The following is a 16,165-nucleotide window of genomic DNA, read 5'->3' as shown; positions in this document are numbered from 1 at the left end:
CCTTCTATAGGAAGGATAGATTCCCACAGCGGCGCTTCCGTTATCCATCTGGCCGAAACTCAGCAGATATTCTCCGCATTCGACGGCGCTACAGAATGTCGAACCGACCGGTGCGCACGAACCATCGCTTCTCTTGAAAAAACCCCCGACTCCATGAAGCCGGGGGTTCTGCGCCTCACCGAAGCGAGGCGTTCCCGTTAGGGGAATTAGGCGATGGTGACGATACCGCCCGAGATGGCCGAGTGCGACAGGTCGACGGTGCCGTTCAGCTTGATGACGATGTCACCGTTACCGAACGTAGCGCCAGCACCGTTGTCTTCCACGACGTAGGTGTTGCCACCGTACGTGAACCAGTTCACCGAGCCGCCAGTGCCGGCAGCCGCCAGGTCCAGCGCGCTTTGCAGGGTCGTCGCGGTCGACACGTTCACAGCCGTCGTCGCGAAGGTGTCGGCGGCGTGTGCGAACGCCAGCTTGTCACCGGCAGCCAGGTCGGTGATGGAGGTCAGAACAACGCCCGAACCCGAAGCGGTCGAGGTTGCTGCACCGACGTTGAACGTGTCCTTGCCTGCACCGCCCGTCAGGGTCGATGCGAAGGAACCAGCCACGACGATGGTGTCGTCGCCGGCGCCAGCGTCGACCGTTGCAGCACCGTGCAGGGAGATCGAGTCACCAGCAGTGCCGCCCTTGACGGTCAGGCCACCCGAAGCTGCGGTGACGTTGGTCGTGTCGATGGTCACAGCGGCGGTTGCAGCCGAAGCGTCGATCGAGGTCACGCCTTTGCCCGAGGTGCTGCCGAAATTGGCAGCGAAGCTCAGATTCAGAGCCTGGTCGCCGGTGACGGTCACGGTCTGGGCATTAGCATCAGCCAGCGTGATCGCGTTGGCAGCGACGCCAGCAGCGGCCTTCGACACGACGTTGATGGTCTCGACACCAGCGATCGACACGGTGCCGGCGTTGATGGCGGTCGGCGAGCCGCTCGTGCCCGACGTGGTCGCGCCGAACGTGATCGTGTAGGCATCGGCTGCACCGCCAACGTCCTTGAAGGTCAGCGTCGTGAGGCCGGACGTGTTGGTATTCACTGCCAGCGCTTGGGCGGCCGAGATGTTGGTGTAAGTACCACCGCCAGCCAGCAGTTCCAGGCCGGTGAAGGTGTTGCTGGTTGCCAGTGCGACGTCCAGGGTCGACGCATCCAGACCCAGGGTCTCGAAGTTCTTGAACTGGGCAGCGTTACCGGCGTTGATCAGGCCAGCAGCCAGGGTGTCGACGCCGTCGCCGCCATCGATCACGGTCGATGCCGACGAGGTGTTGGCAGCGATCGAACCACCGGTGCCGACGACCAGCTTGTCATTGCCTGCGCCCAGGTTGATGGTCGAGCCAGCAGCGATTGCCGAGCCCAAGGTCACGACGTCGTTACCAGCGCCCAGGTCGAATGCAACTTTAGCGGTCTGAGCCGTGGTGAACGAGTCGGCGCCTGCACTGCCTTTGATCGTCACAACGCTAGCAGCCACGCCAGTCAGCGTCACGCCGCCGGTGTTGCCCGATGCGTCCAGCGAGGTCAGGGCGGTCGAGCCGGTCAGGTTCAGTGCTGCAGCGCCGGCGCCGCCGACGGTTGCCGAGGTCGCAGCAGCCGCGTTCACGGCCAGGGCGGTCTTCGAAACAGCATTGATGGCGACGGTCTTCGCGGCGGAGTCGGTCACGGAGACAGCGACGGCCGAGCCCGAGCTGTTGTAGCCGACGCCGTCAGCGTTGACGGTCAGGGCGTGGTCGGCGGTGGAGTTCGAAACAGCCACGGTCGACGCTGCGGTGATGTTGTTCAGGTTGACCGTGGTCAGGCCCTTACCCGTCAACGAGTTCGCGCCCGACACGCCTTTCAGGGTGACGGTCGTCAGGGTCGAGGCAGTGTTGTTCGAGACCGTAGCCGTACCGCCGTTGACGGTGACGCTGGTCAGACCGGAGCCGGTCACGCCGTTGGCGCCGGAGCCGTTCACGACAACAGCCTTGCCGCCGTTCACCTGGGTGGCGGCGCCGGTGGCAGCCGTCAGGGTAACGTTGGTGGTGTCAGCAGCGGTGACCGTATCGGTACCTGCGGTAGCAGCCGAGCTCAAGGTTGCGTTGGTCACACCGGTGCCCGAGATGTCCAGGTTCAGTGCGGTGGCGCTCGAAGCGACCAGGCTCTCGACGTTCTTGACGGTCAGGCCGGTCAGCGACAGGGGGCCAGCGCTGGTATCGGCGACGTTCAGGACGTCACGGCCCAGGCCGCCTTCGATCACGTCCAGCGAACCGATCGGGTTTGCGTCCGCGGTGACCACGATGTTGAAGACGTCGTTGCCAGCCGTGCCCATCAGATTGTCGATGCCCGACGTCAGCGCGAACGTTTGACCCGGGGTTGCCAGGGCGACGATGTTGTCGACGGCGTCGGCGATCGTTGCTTGATATGTAGCCAGGTCGGTGGTGTTATTCACGTTAGCCAGCAGACCACGAGCAGCCGTCGCAGCGGCGTCGCCCGAGAAAGCGGTGATCTCCGCCGGAGTATCCAATGCGGTCGTGAAGGCGGTGGCGACTGCCAGCTTGTGCTCCACGGTCTGCTTGTCCAGCTTGCCCTGAGCCGACGGGTCGGTCAGTGCTGCCTGGGTGATGGCGGCAGCAGCGTTGCCCTTGGTCAGTTCGCCGGTGGTGATGGCATTGACCCAGAAGTCGAAACCGGTCTTGTCAGCAGCACGGCCCAAGACGTTCATGTAGATCGCGTTGACGAATTTGCCGATGCCGATCTGGGTGTTGTCGTTGCCATACAGGTCGATGGATTCCGGCGACGAGTTAAAGCTATTCACCAGTTGCGACAGGGCCGTGGTACCTGCCTTGTCAGCCTGCAATTCGGCTTGCAGCTTAATGAAATCCGTCGGTACGCCCATTTTGTCGAGTGCTGCCGAGAAATTCTGCAGGCCATAGTAGTCGGCCGGACGGCCGAAGTACGAAACGTACAGTTGCTGCACTACGCTGGTGTAGTCTTGTGCTGCCATGATGTGAAATCCTTTAAAGATTGTGGTTTAAACCGAAGTCTGCTACCGGTTCGCGTGCCGAGATACGGAACGCTATTTGCAGAACTGCGAAGTATATTGCCAGACCACCAAAGTAACGTTGTGACAGCCATCACAAAGCTACGAATTTTTACTTCATTAATACAATTTATTTACACGTTATTTCCGATACTCACGGATTTCCACGCAATTGGCGGTATTTTCAGCGCCCCCACAGCGTGGCGCCGCTGACGGTAATGCCGGGCGTGGCGGAATTCTTGAAGATATAACCCGCTTGTTCGGCATTCGAACCGCCCAGATAGCCGCGGATGATGGTGGGCGAGCCGATTCCCTCATACAGCATCCCCTTGTCGGTAATCACGCCGTTACCGATGACGTCGGCACGATCATTTCCCGCTCTCACGTCCAATGACGTGGAAAACGTTCTTTTGGAAAAGTCCATACTCAACTGCCCCGACTGGATATTGGCAGGGCGGTCGCCGATGCTATTCGACATGATCGCTTCACCACTCATCAATTTGAATGCGGCCGTGCCGTCCCTCGGAAGTACGAGCTCCGTATTTTTTACGCGGGTAATGGCATACGGCGCGTAATACGTGGCAATTTCCACATCCGGATCGCCGATACGCCCCGGTTGCGCCGGCAGGCCGGCGAGCGTCTGCCAGCGGCCCCAGAAAATCTCCGGCGGCGACGGCGGCAACGGTTTCGGCGGCGTCGGGTCATTGATCACGACGGGCGGCGGCGTGACGACCGGCGGCGGGTTGTTCGACGCGGGCGGGGGCGTCACGGGACGCGCGCTGTTCAACGACTGCTCCGAGCGCTGCGGATCGAGGTTGACCTGGGCCGCCGGCGTCGCCGACAGCGCCTGCTTGGCGGCGGGTTCGTCGCTGCGCGGCTTTTCCGTCTGGTCCGGCGCCAGTGCCGGGTTCTGCAGCAGTTGCGGCACGCTGGTGCCGCGCTCCACCTGCAGCAGCAGGCCCGCCTGGGCGGCAAACAGTTCGCGTGCGCTGCGGCCCTCGCAGGGGCCCGTGCCCGCGGCCGTGCAGTTGGCGCCGAAGCCGCTCATCACGACGCCGCCGGACAGCACGGTCACGCGGGTGGTCTGCTGGTCGGTGTACACGGTGAAATCGGTCCCGCGCACGCCGATCGCGGCGACGGGCGTGTTGAAGCGGAAATTCTGCCGCGCCTGCTTGACGCCCTGGCCGGAAATCGCCCGCGCCACGCCCTGCAGGAGCTCGAGCTTGACCTGCGTCTTCGACGGATCGGCCTTGTCGATCGAATACGTGACGACGCGCGCCGTACTGTTCGGACGCAGGATCAGGAAACCGTTGTCGACGGTCTTCATATAGATATAGCCGTCGGCGCCGGTCGACAGTTCGTCGCCCTCGCCCACCGCGGTATCCAGGGCGGCGGCGTGGCGGCCGACCTGGGCCTGTCCGGCAGTAAATACGACACGCCCGGCCTCGGCGGCGTACGCCATGTCGACAAGCGACCACATCAGGCCGGCGGCCAGGGCGAGTTTTTTCAGCATAGAGTCCTCCATAACTAGCATTGTCCTGACGCAAATGCTAAAGTCTGTGACCGTCGTCACAAGTAACGATTGTTGCACTGAGGATTGGTTCAAGCAACATATAATTCCAGACTAACAAGCAGTTATACTTCGACATTCGCCAGCGTCCTGCGCCCTTCGTCTTCTTTATTGATGAGATTTCCCGGTTTCCTGCGTACCACTTTGCGCGATACAGGCGTCCTGCGCGGCCTGATCGCGCTCGTGGCCCTGGCCGTCGGGGGCTGGCTGCAGTGGCATGACGGCCCCGCTTTCACGGCCGCGGCCAACGAATGGTTGCGCGACAAAACCATCCAGTTGCAGGCGAAAACGGCACCGGAACGGCGCGTGCTCGTGATCGACATCGACGAAAGCAGCGTCGCGCAGCTGCCGTGGCCGTGGCCCCGCGCGCGCATCGCCGACCTGGTCGAACTGGTGCTGGCGGACGGCGCCCGCGGCGTCGCACTGGACATCCTGCTCGAGAAACCGGCCGATACGTCCGGCGACATGCGCCTTGCCATGCTGGCGAGCCACGGCCCCGTCGTGCTGGCCCAGATGTTCGACTACCTGCACGACGCCGCGCCCCTCGCGAGCGGCCGGCTGATCGGCGGCCTGCCTGCCCGGGCGGCGGCCGGCACCCCGAGCGCGCACGGCTACCTGGCCAACCACGCGACATTCGCACTGGCGCGTCACGCCGGCAACATCGGCGTGCTGCCCGACGCGGACGGCACCCTGCGCCGCCTGCCGATGCGGACCATGTACCAAGGCCAAGTCTATCCTACGCTCTCGCTCGCCTTACTCGAATGTTGCGGCGCCGCGACAGCCGCCGTGCCGCCGGTGCGCCCGGTGGAGCGCATCCCGTATTCCCGCGCCTGGTCGGCGTACGACGTCGTCAAGGCGCGCGACGTGCTCGCGGGCCGGATGCCGCCCGGCATGGCGCGCGACCGGCTGGTGCTGATCGGCTCGTCCTCGCTGAGCCTGGGCGACCGCATTTCCACGCCGCTGGGCGCCTCCAGCGCCGGCCTGCTGGTCCACGCGTCGATGCTGACGTCGCTGCTGGACCGCCAGCAGGGTCGCGCACCCGCGCCGCTGCCCGGCCGCGCCATCGCGTTCGCCTTCACGCTGGCGGTCGTGTTGCTGACGGGCTATACGCTGCCCCGCATGGCCGCGGCCGCCAACGCGTTGCTGCTGGGCGCGAGCGCGTTCGTGTGGCTCGGCGTCGTGTGGCTGCTGGCGCCGCGCGATCCCCTCTTCGCGCCGGCGGCGCCGCTGTTCTGCTGCCTGTACCTGCTCGCCGTCGCGGTGCCGTTTCAATGGGAACTGGCGCAGCGCCGTTCGCGCCAGCTGCTGGGGACGCTGCGCCAATACGTGGCCGGCGCCGTCGTCGACGAACTGCTGCGCAGCGACCTGCAGGACCCGCTCGCGCCGCGCCGGCTCGAGGTGACGACCCTCGTGGCGGACATGGAAGGCTATACGGGCCAGGTCGAGTCGCTGTCGCTGGAAGACGCGTCGCGCCTGACAACCGAATTCCTCGACTGCCTGACGCGTCCCGTGCTGGAGCATCGCGGCACGCTCGACAAATACACGGGCGACGGCCTCGTCGCGTTCTGGGGCGCACCCCTGCCGGACGACGACCACGCCGATCTCGCCCTGGACGCCGCCGCCAGCATCCTGCGCGAAGTGGCGCGCTTCTCCGCGCTACGCGTCGCCAACGGCAAGCCGGCGCTGCGCGTGCGCATCGGCATCGAAAGCGGCACCGCGATGGCCGGCGACTACGGCACGGCCGCACGCAGCATCTATACGGCGGTGGGCGACAGCGTGAACACGGCCGCGCGCCTGGAACAGGCCGCACGCGACTACCCGCACGACGTGATCATCGGCGAAGGCACGGCGTCGCGGGCGCGCCGCCACCGCCTGCTGCCGCTGGGCGAGCGCCAGCTGCGCGGCAAGGAGCGGTCGCTCCGCATCTATACGCTGGAGCGCAACGCATGAGGCGCCTGTCCATGTGCGCCGCGCTGGCCGCGGCGCTGTCGTCATGTCTTGCCGCCGGCACGGTCCGCGCCCAGCAAGCGCCGCTCGCCATCGCCGCCGAGCCGGCCCGGCCGGGCGACCTGTACGCCGCGGCGCTGCTGGCCCTGGGCGAAGGCCGCCTCGAGGAAGCCGCCGCCCTGCTGCAGCGCGTCCTCGAGCGCGAACCGCGCCATGCCGGCGCGTGGCTCGACCTCGCCATCAGCCAGTGCGAACTGGGCAACGCGGCGGAGGCGGAACGCCTGTTTTCCAGCCTCGAACAGCGCATGGCCGTGCCGGCGGGCATCGAGGACGTGATCGCGCGCTACCGCGCCACCGGCTGCGGCAAGGCGCCGGTGCGCAGGGGCGGCGTCTGGCTGCTGGCCGCCACGCGCGGGCACGACGACAACGTCAACCAGGGCGCGAGCGATCCACGTTTCACGATCGGGACGGGCAGCACCCGGACGGAATACCAGCTCGACCCGTCCTCCCTGCCCCGGGCCGACGATTTCAGCCAGCTGGCCGCGTCCTGGCTGCGACCGCTCGGCGAGGCGGACGGCGACGTCATCGTCCAGGCGTACACGCGCCGGCACGACAGCGTCCGCGCGCAGGACACCGCCTCCGTGCTGGCCGCCGTCGAGCACACGTGGAAACCGTTCGCCTGGCGGCTGCGCGGCACTGCGGCGACCGGCTACGTGACGCTCGACGGCACCCTGTACCAGCGCCAGCAGCAGATCCAGGCGCGCCTGGCGCCGCCGGCGGCGCGGCTGGCACCCGGGGTCGAGTTCGCGGCCATGGCGAACTACAGCCATGTCGCGTATCCGACACGCCCGGCCTACGACGGCAACACGGTGGAAATCGGCGGCATCTTCGGCTATCGCAGCGAATTCGGCCTGACCCAGGCCACGCTGACCCGGCTGCACGACGCCAGCGCGGCGGACCGTCCCGGCGGCGACCGCAAGGGCTGGTTCGGCAACCTGCAATGGTCCGGCGAGGTGACCAGCCGCCTGGGCCTGGAAGCGGGACTGAGCCACCAGATGTGGCAAAGCAGCGAAATCTATTCCCCCAACCTGATCGACAAGCGCCGGCGGCAGGACACGACGACGGTGCGTGCCGCCGGCCAGTGGCTGCTGCGGCCGCACACCAGCCTGGTGCTGGAATGGCGCGGCACGTTCAATCGCGAGAACATCTCGCTGTTCCAATATAATAGTCGGGCTCTGCAGCTAAGTCTGCGATGGGATAATTTCTGACGCCGGGATTCGGTGTACAAGCAATCGACCGATATGTCCTGGGAACTGATCGTCTTCCTGGCTGCCGCAGCCGCGGTTGTCCTTGGCTGCCTGCTGCCGGCGCGCTGGCTGCCGTTATTGCCACATGACAAACTACTGCACTTCATCGCGTTTGCCGGACTGAGCGCGCTCGCGCTGCATATCGAACCCGCATGGCCCCGGCGCGCGGTCTGGCTGCTGGGGTTGCTGGTGGCGGGACTGGCGATCGAATTGCTGCAAAAAATGGTGCCCGGACGCAGTTTCTGCTGGCGCGACATGGGCGCCAACACGGCAGGCATCCTGGCCGCCGCCCTGGTTTTCGGACTGTTACAAGTGATCTGAGACGCGAATGACATCGTCGAGCAAACGTAAGAACGAGACGGACAACGACATCGTCCCGAAGGAGCTGGTGCCGGATCCGGCCGCGGCCGCCAACGAACCGGCGCCGCAGGAAGTCAACGTGCACATCCACCTGCGCAAGATCCCGCTGCTGGCCAACCTCAGCGAGGAGCACATGCAGCGGGTGAAGTCCGACCTGCGCATCCGCCAGTACGCCAAGCGCGAGATCGTGCTGCAAAAAGGCGCGGCCGGCGACAGCCTGTTGTTCCTGCTGACGGGCTCGCTGCAAGTCGTCGACGTCACGGAAGACGGCCGGGCGATCGGCCTGCGCCTGCTGCAACCGGGCGACTTCTTCGGCGAAATCGCCGTCATCAACGGCTCGATGCGCTCGGCGTCCGTCGTGGCGCTGTCGTCCGTGCTGGTGGCATTGCTGCCGCGCGCGACGGCGCTGTACCTGTTTTCCCACTCGCCGCCGGTTGCGAACCAGATGCTGCGCTTTTTGGCCGAGAAAGTGCAGCGCGACTCGGAATTCCGCGCCCTGCTCAGCATCCACAACACGTCGCGCCGCATCTACACGTTCCTCAACCTGCTGAAGGAGCAAAAGGACGGCAACGTGCAGGTCGTGGAAAACCTGCCGACGCACCAGGACATCGCCAACATGATCAACACGAGCCGCGAAACGGTGACGCGCGCCCTGCTCACGCTCGCCCAGCAAGGCATCATCGAAAAAGGCACGCACCGCATCATCATCGTCAAGCCGGACGCGCTGCAAAAACTCATCGACGGCTGACGTTCGCCGGCATTCGTAACAATTGGTAAGACGTAAATTAGCGACCTGCAACATGTTATAATCAACAACTTACCATCCGGTTTTCCTCCTTTCGTCTCCCTATGATTTCCCGTTCCATGCTGGGTGGCGTCTGGCGCTATCGCGGCTTCATCGCGGGTAGCGTGCGCCGCGAATTCCAGGCCAAGTACCGCAATTCCCTGCTGGGCGCCGCGTGGACCATCCTGAATCCCCTCGCGATGATCGTCGTGTACACCGTCATCTTTTCGCAGGTGATGGGCACGCGCCTGCAGGGCAGCACCGGCCACTTCGCGTACAGCATCTACCTGTGCGCGGGCGTGCTCACGTGGGGCCTGTTCGCCGAGATCACGTCGCGCGGCCAGAATGTCTTCCTCGAAAACGCCAACCTGATCAAGAAGCTGCAGTTTCCCCGCATCTGCCTGCCGATCGTCGTCGTGCTCAACGCGCTGGTCAATTTCGCGATCATCTTCGGCCTGTTCACCGTCTTCCTCGCCGTCAGCGGCTCGTTCCCCGGCTGGCAGTACCTGGCGCTGGTGCCCGTGCTCGGCGTGCTGGTGCTGTTCGCGATCGGCCTCGCCATGATCCTGGGCGTGCTGAACGTGTTCTTCCGCGACGTCGGCCAGTTCTTCGCGATCGTGCTGCAGTTCTGGTTCTGGTTCACGCCGGTCGTCTATCCCGCCACGGCCCTGCCCCAGGACATCCGTCCGCTGCTGGCCTGGAACCCGATGGCGGCCGTCGTGCAGGCCTGCCAGGGCATCCTGCTGGACGGCCGGCTGCCGCATTGGAAAGGCCTGCTGCCGGTCACGGTGCTGGCGCTGCTGTTCTGCGCGCTGGGCATGCACCTGTTCCGCAAGCGCGCGGGCGAAATGGTGGATGAACTGTGATGGGCGCGATCCGAGTCGAAAACCTGGGCAAGGCCTATAAACAGTACGGCAACCGCTGGAGCCGGCTGGCCGAATGGATCCTGCCCGGCAACCAGCCGCGCCACAAGCTGAAGTGGGTCCTGCAGGACATCAGCTTCGAACTGGCGCCGGGCGACGCCGTGGGCATCATCGGCATCAACGGCGCCGGCAAGAGCACGCTGCTCAAGCTGATCACCGGCACGACGCAGCCGACCACGGGCGGCGTGGCGATCAGCGGCCGCGTGGCCGCGCTGCTCGAACTGGGGATGGGCTTCCACCCCGATTTCACGGGCCGCCAGAACGTCTTCATGGCGGGCCAGCTGCTGGGCCTCGGCGTGCACGAGCTCGAGGAGCTGATGCCGCAGATCGAGGCGTTCGCCGAGATCGGCGACTACATCGACCAGCCCGTGCGCGTGTACTCGTCCGGCATGCAGATGCGCCTCGCGTTCAGCGTGGCCACCGTGCGCCGACCGGACGTGCTGATCGTCGACGAGGCGCTGTCCGTCGGCGACGCCTACTTCCAGCACAAGAGCTTCGACCGCATCCGCGAGTTCCGCAAGCAGGGCACGACCCTGCTGATCGTCAGCCACGACCGCGCCGCGATGCAGTCGATCTGCGACCGCGCGATCCTGCTCGACGGCGGGCGCCTGGCCAAGCAGGGCACGCCCGAGGAAGTGATGGACTACTACAACGCGCTGATCGCCGAGCGCGAAGGCACGACGGTGGAACAGGTGCGGACGCCGGAAGGCCGCGTCCAGACCACGTCCGGCAACGGCCACGCGAACGTCGTCGACGTCGCGCTGGAAAACGAGGAAGGCCGGGTGCTGGAAGTGCTGAACGTGGGCGTGCCGGCCACCCTGCGCATCCGCGTGCGCGTGAACAAGCCGCTGCCGCGCCTCGTGCTGGGCTACATGATCAAGGACCGCCTGGGCCAGCAGATCTTCGGCACCAACACGCACTTCCTCGACCACCCGCTGACGGACCTCGCGGCCGGCGAAACCATCGACTACCGCTTCCGCTTCCCGCTCAACCTGGGACCGGGCAGCTATTCGATCACCACCGCCCTGACGAGCAACGAAACCCATCTGGCCGACAACTACGAATGGCGCGACCTGGCGGCCATCTTCATGGTCATGAACATGAACCGGCGCGAGTTCGTGGGCAGCAGTTGGCTGGAGCCGCAAGTGGAGATCCGGCGATGAGCCAGACATCGTTCTACCGCGCCTTCGAAGACCGCTACCGCGGTTCGCGCGACACCATCAAGGAGCGGCTGCGCGCCTACGCTCCCTTCACCGATCCGCTGCTGCAGCAGGGCGCGCCGGCCGTCGCCCTCGACCTGGGCTGCGGCCGCGGCGAATGGCTGGAGCTGCTGGGCGAAAGCGGCTTCGAGGCGCGCGGCGTGGACCTCGACGAGGGCATGCTGGCGGCGTGCCGCGAACGCGGCCTCGCCGCGCGGCACGGCGACGCGCTGGCCGCGCTGCGCGCCCAGCCGGACGCCAGCCTGGCGCTCGTCTCGGCCTTCCACCTCGTCGAGCACCTGCCATTCGACCTCGTGCGCGAACTGATCGCCGAAGCGCTGCGCGCGCTGCGTCCGGGCGGCCTGCTCGTCATGGAGACGCCGAACCCGGAAAACCTGACGGTCGGCGCCACCAGCTTCTATCTCGATCCCTCGCACCTGCACCCGCTGCCCCCGGGCCTGCTCGGCTTCGCGGCCGAACACGCGGGCTTCGCGCGCCAGCGCATCGTGCGCCTGCAGGAAGATCCGCAACTGCGCACGGGCGCGCCGGTGGGCCTGATCAACGTGCTCGAAGGCGTCAGCCCCGACTACGCCGTGGTCGCACAGAAGGCCGCCGACCCGGACGCGCTGGCCCGCTTCGACGACGCCTTCTCCGCCCGCTGGGGCATCACGCTGGGCCAGCTCGCGCTGCGCTACGAAGACCAGCTGGCCGGCCGCGACGCCGAGATCCACCACATCCTCGCCCGCGTCGAACGGCACGGCACCGACCTCGCGCAGCAGCTGGCGAGCGCCCAGGCACAGGCGCAGGAACTGCACCACGCGCTGGCGCGGCTGGACGAGCGCATCGGCCGGGCCGAGGCGCATGCGGCCGAGATGTCGCAGCGCGTCGTCGACCTGTTGTCGAGCACCTCGTGGCGCATCACCGAACCGCTGCGGCGCGCGATGACGCTCGCCCTCCGCCTGCGCAGCGCGCAGCGCGAAGGCCGCATCGGCAGCGGCATCAAGACGCGCGTAAAGGGCCTGGTGCGCAGCGCCGGCGGCGCCGTGCTGCGCCGTCCGGGCATGAAGCGCGCCGCGCGCGCCGTGCTGCGCAAGGTGCCGGCGCTGGAAGCCCGCCTGTACACGCTCATGCTGGACAACAGCGGCGCCGCGCGCGTGCGGCTGAACGACGAACCGGGCGAGCTGTCGCCGCGCGCCGCGCGCGCGTACCGCCAGCTGCGCCAACTGAAACAGGAACAAGCAAGGATGAACGATGCGGATCGTCATTGATCTCCAGGGCGCCCAGTCCGAAAGCCGCTACCGCGGCATCGGCCGCTATTCGCTCGCGCTGGCGCTGGGCGTGGCGCGCAATGCCGGCAGCCACGAGGTCTGGCTCGTGCTGAACGCCGCCCTGGGCAGCGCCATCGACGACATCCGCCAGGCATTTGCCGGCCTCGTGCCGCCGCAGCGCATCTGCGTATTCGACATCGTCGGCCCGACGGCCGAATCGCATCCGCACAACGGCCCGCGCGCGCGCGCGTCCGAGCTGCTGCGCGAACACGCGATCGCCCAGCTGCGCCCGGACGCCGTGCTCGTCACCAGCCTGTTCGAAGGCTATGTGGACGACGCCGTCGTCTCGATCGGCCGCCTGGCGGACGGCGCGTCCACCGCGGCCGTCCTGTACGACCTGATCCCGTTCCTCAACCCGGACAAATACCTGGCCCAGCCGGAGCAGCGCCACTACTACGAGCGCAAGATCGCCTCGCTGCGCCAGGCCGGCCTGCTGCTGGCGATTTCCGACTACTCGCGCCAGGAAGCCATCGACGCGCTGGGCCTCGATCCGGCGCGCGTCGTCTCGATCTCGACGGCCGTGGACGAGACCTTTTGCCCCGCCGCGCTCGATGCGGCGCACGCGGCCGCGCTGCGCACGCGCTTCGGCATCCGCCGCGCCTACCTGATGTGCGCGCCGGGCGGCTTCGACGCGCGCAAGAACATCGACGGCCTCGTCGCCGCCTACGGCATGCTGCCGCCCGTGCAGCGCGCCGCGCACCAGCTGCTCATCGCCGGCAAGATCAACGACGGCGAGCGCCAGCGCCTGCGCGACCTCGCGCGCCGCCACGGCCTCGCGCCGGACGAGATGGTCCTGACGGGTTACGTGAGCGACGCCGACCTGATCGACCTGTACCGCGGCACCGCCCTGTTCGTGTTCCCGTCGCTGCATGAAGGCTTCGGCCTGCCCGCGCTGGAAGCGATGGCGTGCGGCGCACTCGTGATCGGCGCCGACAGCACCAGCGTCCCGGAAGTGATCGGCAACCCGGAAGCGCTATTCGACCCGCGCGACCCGGCCGCCATCGCGGCGCGCATCCGCCAGGTGCTCGACGATCCGGCGCTGCAGGCGCGCCTGCGCGAGCACGGCGCCGTCCAGGCCCGCAAGTTCAGTTGGGACAACAGCGCCCGCCGCGCGATCGCCGCGCTGGAAGCGCATGCGGCCGCGCCGGCGCCGGCGCAAGACGCGCCCGACAAGCCGCGCATCGCCTTCCTGTCGCCGCTGCCGCCGGAACGCACGGGCGTCGCCGACTACGCCGTGCGCGTGCTGCCCACGCTGCTGCCCCACTTCGACGTGGAACTGATCGTCCACCAGGCGGAGGTGGCGCTGCCGCCGGAACTCGCGCACCTGCCGCGGCATCCGCCCGCATGGCTCGACGCGCATCCTGACCGCTACCGGCACATCGTCTACCAGTTCGGCAACAGCCCGTTCCACAGCCACATGATGCCGCTGCTGCAGCGCCATCCTGGTGTCGTCGTGCTGCACGACTTCTTCCTGAGCGGGATGCTCTCGTACGAGCAGATCACGGGCGCGATGCCGGACGTGTGGACGCGCAGCCTGCTCCACTCGCACGGCTACGCGGCCGTGCAGGCCAGCATGGCGCCGGAGGGCCTCGAACGCGCCAAGCAAGACTACCCGTGCAACCTGGAGATCCTGCAGGACGCGTCGCACGTGATCGTCCACTCCGACTACGCGCGCCAGCTCGCGCGCGAGTGGTACGGCCCGGAGGCCGGCGCCGACTGGAGCCCGGCGCAGCTGCCCCGCGCGGTGCCGGCCGAGAACGACCGCATGCAGGCGCGGCGCGCGCTCGGCATCGCGGACGACGCCTTCGTCGTCTGTAACTTCGGCTTCGTCGCGCCCACCAAGCACTGCCTGGAACTGCTGCAGGCCTGGCTCGCGTCCAGCCTGCACGGCGACACCAGCTGCCACCTCGTGTTCGTCGGCGCCAACCACGGCGGCGACTACGGCCGCCAGATGACGGACACCATCGCCGCCGCCCATGCCGGCGAACGCGTGCGCATCTCCGGCTGGACGTCGGACGACGATTATTTCCGCTGGCTGCAGGCCGCCGACCTCGGCGTGCAGCTGCGCACCAGCTCGCGCGGCGAGACGTCGGGCACGGTCCTCGACTGCATGATCTACGGCCTGCCCGTGATCATCAACGCCAACGGCGCGATGGCGGAATTCCCGCACGACGCCGTGTGGATGCTGCCGGACGTGTTTGAACAAAATGAACTCGTCGCCGCGCTGGAAACGCTGCGCGCCGACGACGCGCGCCGCCTTGCGCTGGGCGCCGCCGGCTTCGCGCTGATGGGCACACGCAACAGCCCGGAACGTGTGGGCCTGATGTACAAGGCGGCCCTCGCGCGCGATGCGCAAAAACGGCGCCACGGCCGTCCCGCGCTGCTGCGCGCGCTGCTGGCGACGCCCGGCCTCGACGACGACGACGCCCTGCTGCAGCGTCTCGCGCGCTGCATCGCGCGCGCGCCCGACCCGCTGCAGCCGCGCCAGTTGCTGCTGGACGTGACGACGATCGCGCGCCACGATCTCAAGACGGGCATCGAGCGCGTCGTGCGCAACCAGTTGCAGGAACTGCTCAGGATGCGCGCGATCGGCTGGCGCGTCGAACCGGTGTACCTCGACGAGAGCGGCAGCCATCCGCAATACCGCTACGCGCGCAACTACGCGGCGCGCCTGCTCGGCATCGACCAGGTGCTGCAAGGCCCGGACCCCGTCGTGGACGTGCTGGCCGGCGACATCTATTACTGCGCCGACCATTCGCCGCATGCCGCGATGACGGCCGCGCGCAGCGGTTTGTATGCCGCCTGGCGCGCGCGCGGCGTCTCCATCAACTTCACGGTGTACGACCTGCTGCCCGTGCTGCGGCCGGAATTCTTCCCGCCCCATGCCGACGTCACCCACGCGGCGTTCCTCGACTGCGTGGCGGGCGAGGCGGACCGCCTGATCTGCATCTCGCACGCGGTGTGCGACGACCTCGCCCAATGGCTGGCGACGCGCGCCGCGGCGCGCCGGCCGGGCCAGCTGCTGACGGCGCTGCACCTGGGCGCCGACCTGGAACTGGAAAAGCCGCACGGGGCGCCGCGGTCGCCGGTCGCGGAACAGGTCGCGGCACAGGTGGCATCACGCCCGAGCTTCCTGATGGTGGGCACGATCGAGCCGCGCAAGGGCCACCTGCAGGCCATCGAGGCCTTCGAGCAGCTGTGGGCCGCGGGGGCGGACGTGAACCTCGTGATCGTGGGGCGCGAAGGCTGGAAGCCGCTGGCCGACGCCGACCGCCGCACGCTGCCCCGCATCATGGAACGCCTGCGCGGCAGTCCGGAACTGGGCCGCCGCCTGCTGTGGCTGGACGGCATCGACGACGACACGCTGCAGCAAGTCTACCTGGCCAGCACCTGCCTGCTGTTCCCCAGCGAGGGCGAAGGCTTCGGCCTGCCGCTGATCGAGGCGGCGCATCACGGCCTGCCGCTGCTGGCGCGCGACCTGCCCGTGTTCCGCGAAGTGGCGGGCGAGCATGCGTATTACTTCTCGGGCCTGGACGGCGCGGCGCTGGCCGACGCGGTGCGCGCCTGGCTCGCGCTGCATGCCGAGGGGCGCCATCCGGCGTCGCAAGGCATGACGTGGATGACCTGGCGCGAACAGGCGCAAGCCCTGCTGGCGCTGCTGTCCGCGCCGTCCGCCTGAGGCCGCGGCGCTCTG

The 16,165-nt window shown here is 67.5% G+C and carries 10 protein-coding genes; 8 read left to right on the top strand and 2 right to left on the bottom strand.

Features of this window, described 5'->3' with window-relative positions:
• Window positions 1-206 precede the first annotated feature (206 nt).
• On the bottom strand, window positions 207-3,017 hold the full coding sequence (locus tag ACL58G_RS09390) for a beta strand repeat-containing protein (RefSeq protein WP_440966481.1): 2,811 nt from the start codon (window positions 3,015-3,017) through the stop codon (window positions 207-209).
• A gap of 220 nt (window positions 3,018-3,237) precedes the next feature.
• Window positions 3,238-4,566 (bottom strand): FecR family protein, encoded by a 1,329-nt coding sequence (locus tag ACL58G_RS09385; protein WP_440966479.1) that lies wholly within the window; start codon window positions 4,564-4,566, stop codon window positions 3,238-3,240.
• A 201-nt stretch (window positions 4,567-4,767) separates the two neighbouring features.
• Here ACL58G_RS09385 and ACL58G_RS09380 point away from each other — a divergent pair, with 201 nt between their 5' ends.
• From ACL58G_RS09380 to ACL58G_RS09345, 8 genes are all read left to right on the top strand, one after another.
• Window positions 4,768-6,573 (top strand): CHASE2 domain-containing protein, encoded by a 1,806-nt coding sequence (locus ACL58G_RS09380; RefSeq protein ID WP_440966477.1) that lies wholly within the window; start codon window positions 4,768-4,770, stop codon window positions 6,571-6,573.
• Window positions 6,570-7,838 carry a tetratricopeptide repeat protein gene (locus ACL58G_RS09375; protein ID WP_440966475.1) on the top strand — a complete coding sequence of 423 codons (1,269 nt, stop codon included), beginning with the start codon at window positions 6,570-6,572 and terminating at the stop codon, window positions 7,836-7,838. Before ACL58G_RS09380 ends, ACL58G_RS09375 begins: the two co-directional genes overlap by 4 nt.
• Window positions 7,839-7,871: 33 nt before the next feature.
• Window positions 7,872-8,198 (top strand): VanZ family protein, encoded by a 327-nt coding sequence (locus ACL58G_RS09370; protein ID WP_413343387.1) that lies wholly within the window; start codon window positions 7,872-7,874, stop codon window positions 8,196-8,198.
• Window positions 8,199-8,205: 7 nt separating this feature from the next.
• Window positions 8,206-8,985, top strand: coding sequence for a Crp/Fnr family transcriptional regulator (locus ACL58G_RS09365; protein ID WP_413343389.1), 780 nt, complete (start codon window positions 8,206-8,208; stop codon window positions 8,983-8,985).
• Window positions 8,986-9,086: 101 nt separating this feature from the next.
• Window positions 9,087-9,887: an ABC transporter permease gene (locus ACL58G_RS09360; RefSeq protein ID WP_413343391.1), complete on the top strand. Its 801-nt coding sequence runs from the start codon at window positions 9,087-9,089 to the stop codon at window positions 9,885-9,887.
• Entirely contained in the window at window positions 9,887-11,107 is a 1,221-nt protein-coding gene (locus ACL58G_RS09355; RefSeq protein WP_413343393.1) for an ABC transporter ATP-binding protein, read from the top strand. The genes ACL58G_RS09360 and ACL58G_RS09355 overlap by 1 nt, the downstream gene beginning before the upstream one ends.
• A complete protein-coding gene (locus ACL58G_RS09350) occupies window positions 11,104-12,411 on the top strand; it encodes a class I SAM-dependent methyltransferase (protein WP_440966473.1) in 1,308 nt (435 codons plus the stop codon). Before ACL58G_RS09355 ends, ACL58G_RS09350 begins: the two co-directional genes overlap by 4 nt.
• On the top strand, window positions 12,395-16,150 hold the full coding sequence (locus ACL58G_RS09345; RefSeq protein WP_440966472.1) for a glycosyltransferase: 3,756 nt from the start codon (window positions 12,395-12,397) through the stop codon (window positions 16,148-16,150). Before ACL58G_RS09350 ends, ACL58G_RS09345 begins: the two co-directional genes overlap by 17 nt.
• Window positions 16,151-16,165: the final 15 nt, after the last annotated feature.

The organism is Massilia sp. GER05 (assembly GCF_052056005.1).
Classification (GTDB): Bacteria; Pseudomonadota; Gammaproteobacteria; order Burkholderiales; family Burkholderiaceae_D; genus Telluria; species Telluria orientalis.
This window is presented reverse-complemented; position numbering and strand designations above follow the sequence as displayed.

Excerpts from the sequence above, each read along its gene's own strand:
- ACL58G_RS09390 (WP_440966481.1), bottom strand. The coding sequence starts at position 3,017 with ATGGCAGCACAAGACTACACCAGCGTAGTGCAGCAACTGTACGTTTCG.
- ACL58G_RS09385 (WP_440966479.1), bottom strand. The coding sequence starts at position 4,566 with ATGCTGAAAAAACTCGCCCTGGCCGCCGGCCTGATGTGGTCGCTTGTC.
- ACL58G_RS09375 (WP_440966475.1), top strand. The coding sequence starts at position 6,570 with ATGAGGCGCCTGTCCATGTGCGCCGCGCTGGCCGCGGCGCTGTCGTCA.
- ACL58G_RS09370 (WP_413343387.1), top strand. The coding sequence starts at position 7,872 with ATGTCCTGGGAACTGATCGTCTTCCTGGCTGCCGCAGCCGCGGTTGTC.
- ACL58G_RS09365 (WP_413343389.1), top strand. The coding sequence starts at position 8,206 with ATGACATCGTCGAGCAAACGTAAGAACGAGACGGACAACGACATCGTC.
- ACL58G_RS09360 (WP_413343391.1), top strand. The coding sequence starts at position 9,087 with ATGATTTCCCGTTCCATGCTGGGTGGCGTCTGGCGCTATCGCGGCTTC.
- ACL58G_RS09355 (WP_413343393.1), top strand. The coding sequence starts at position 9,887 with ATGGGCGCGATCCGAGTCGAAAACCTGGGCAAGGCCTATAAACAGTAC.
- ACL58G_RS09350 (WP_440966473.1), top strand. The coding sequence starts at position 11,104 with ATGAGCCAGACATCGTTCTACCGCGCCTTCGAAGACCGCTACCGCGGT.
- ACL58G_RS09345 (WP_440966472.1), top strand. The coding sequence starts at position 12,395 with ATGCGGATCGTCATTGATCTCCAGGGCGCCCAGTCCGAAAGCCGCTAC.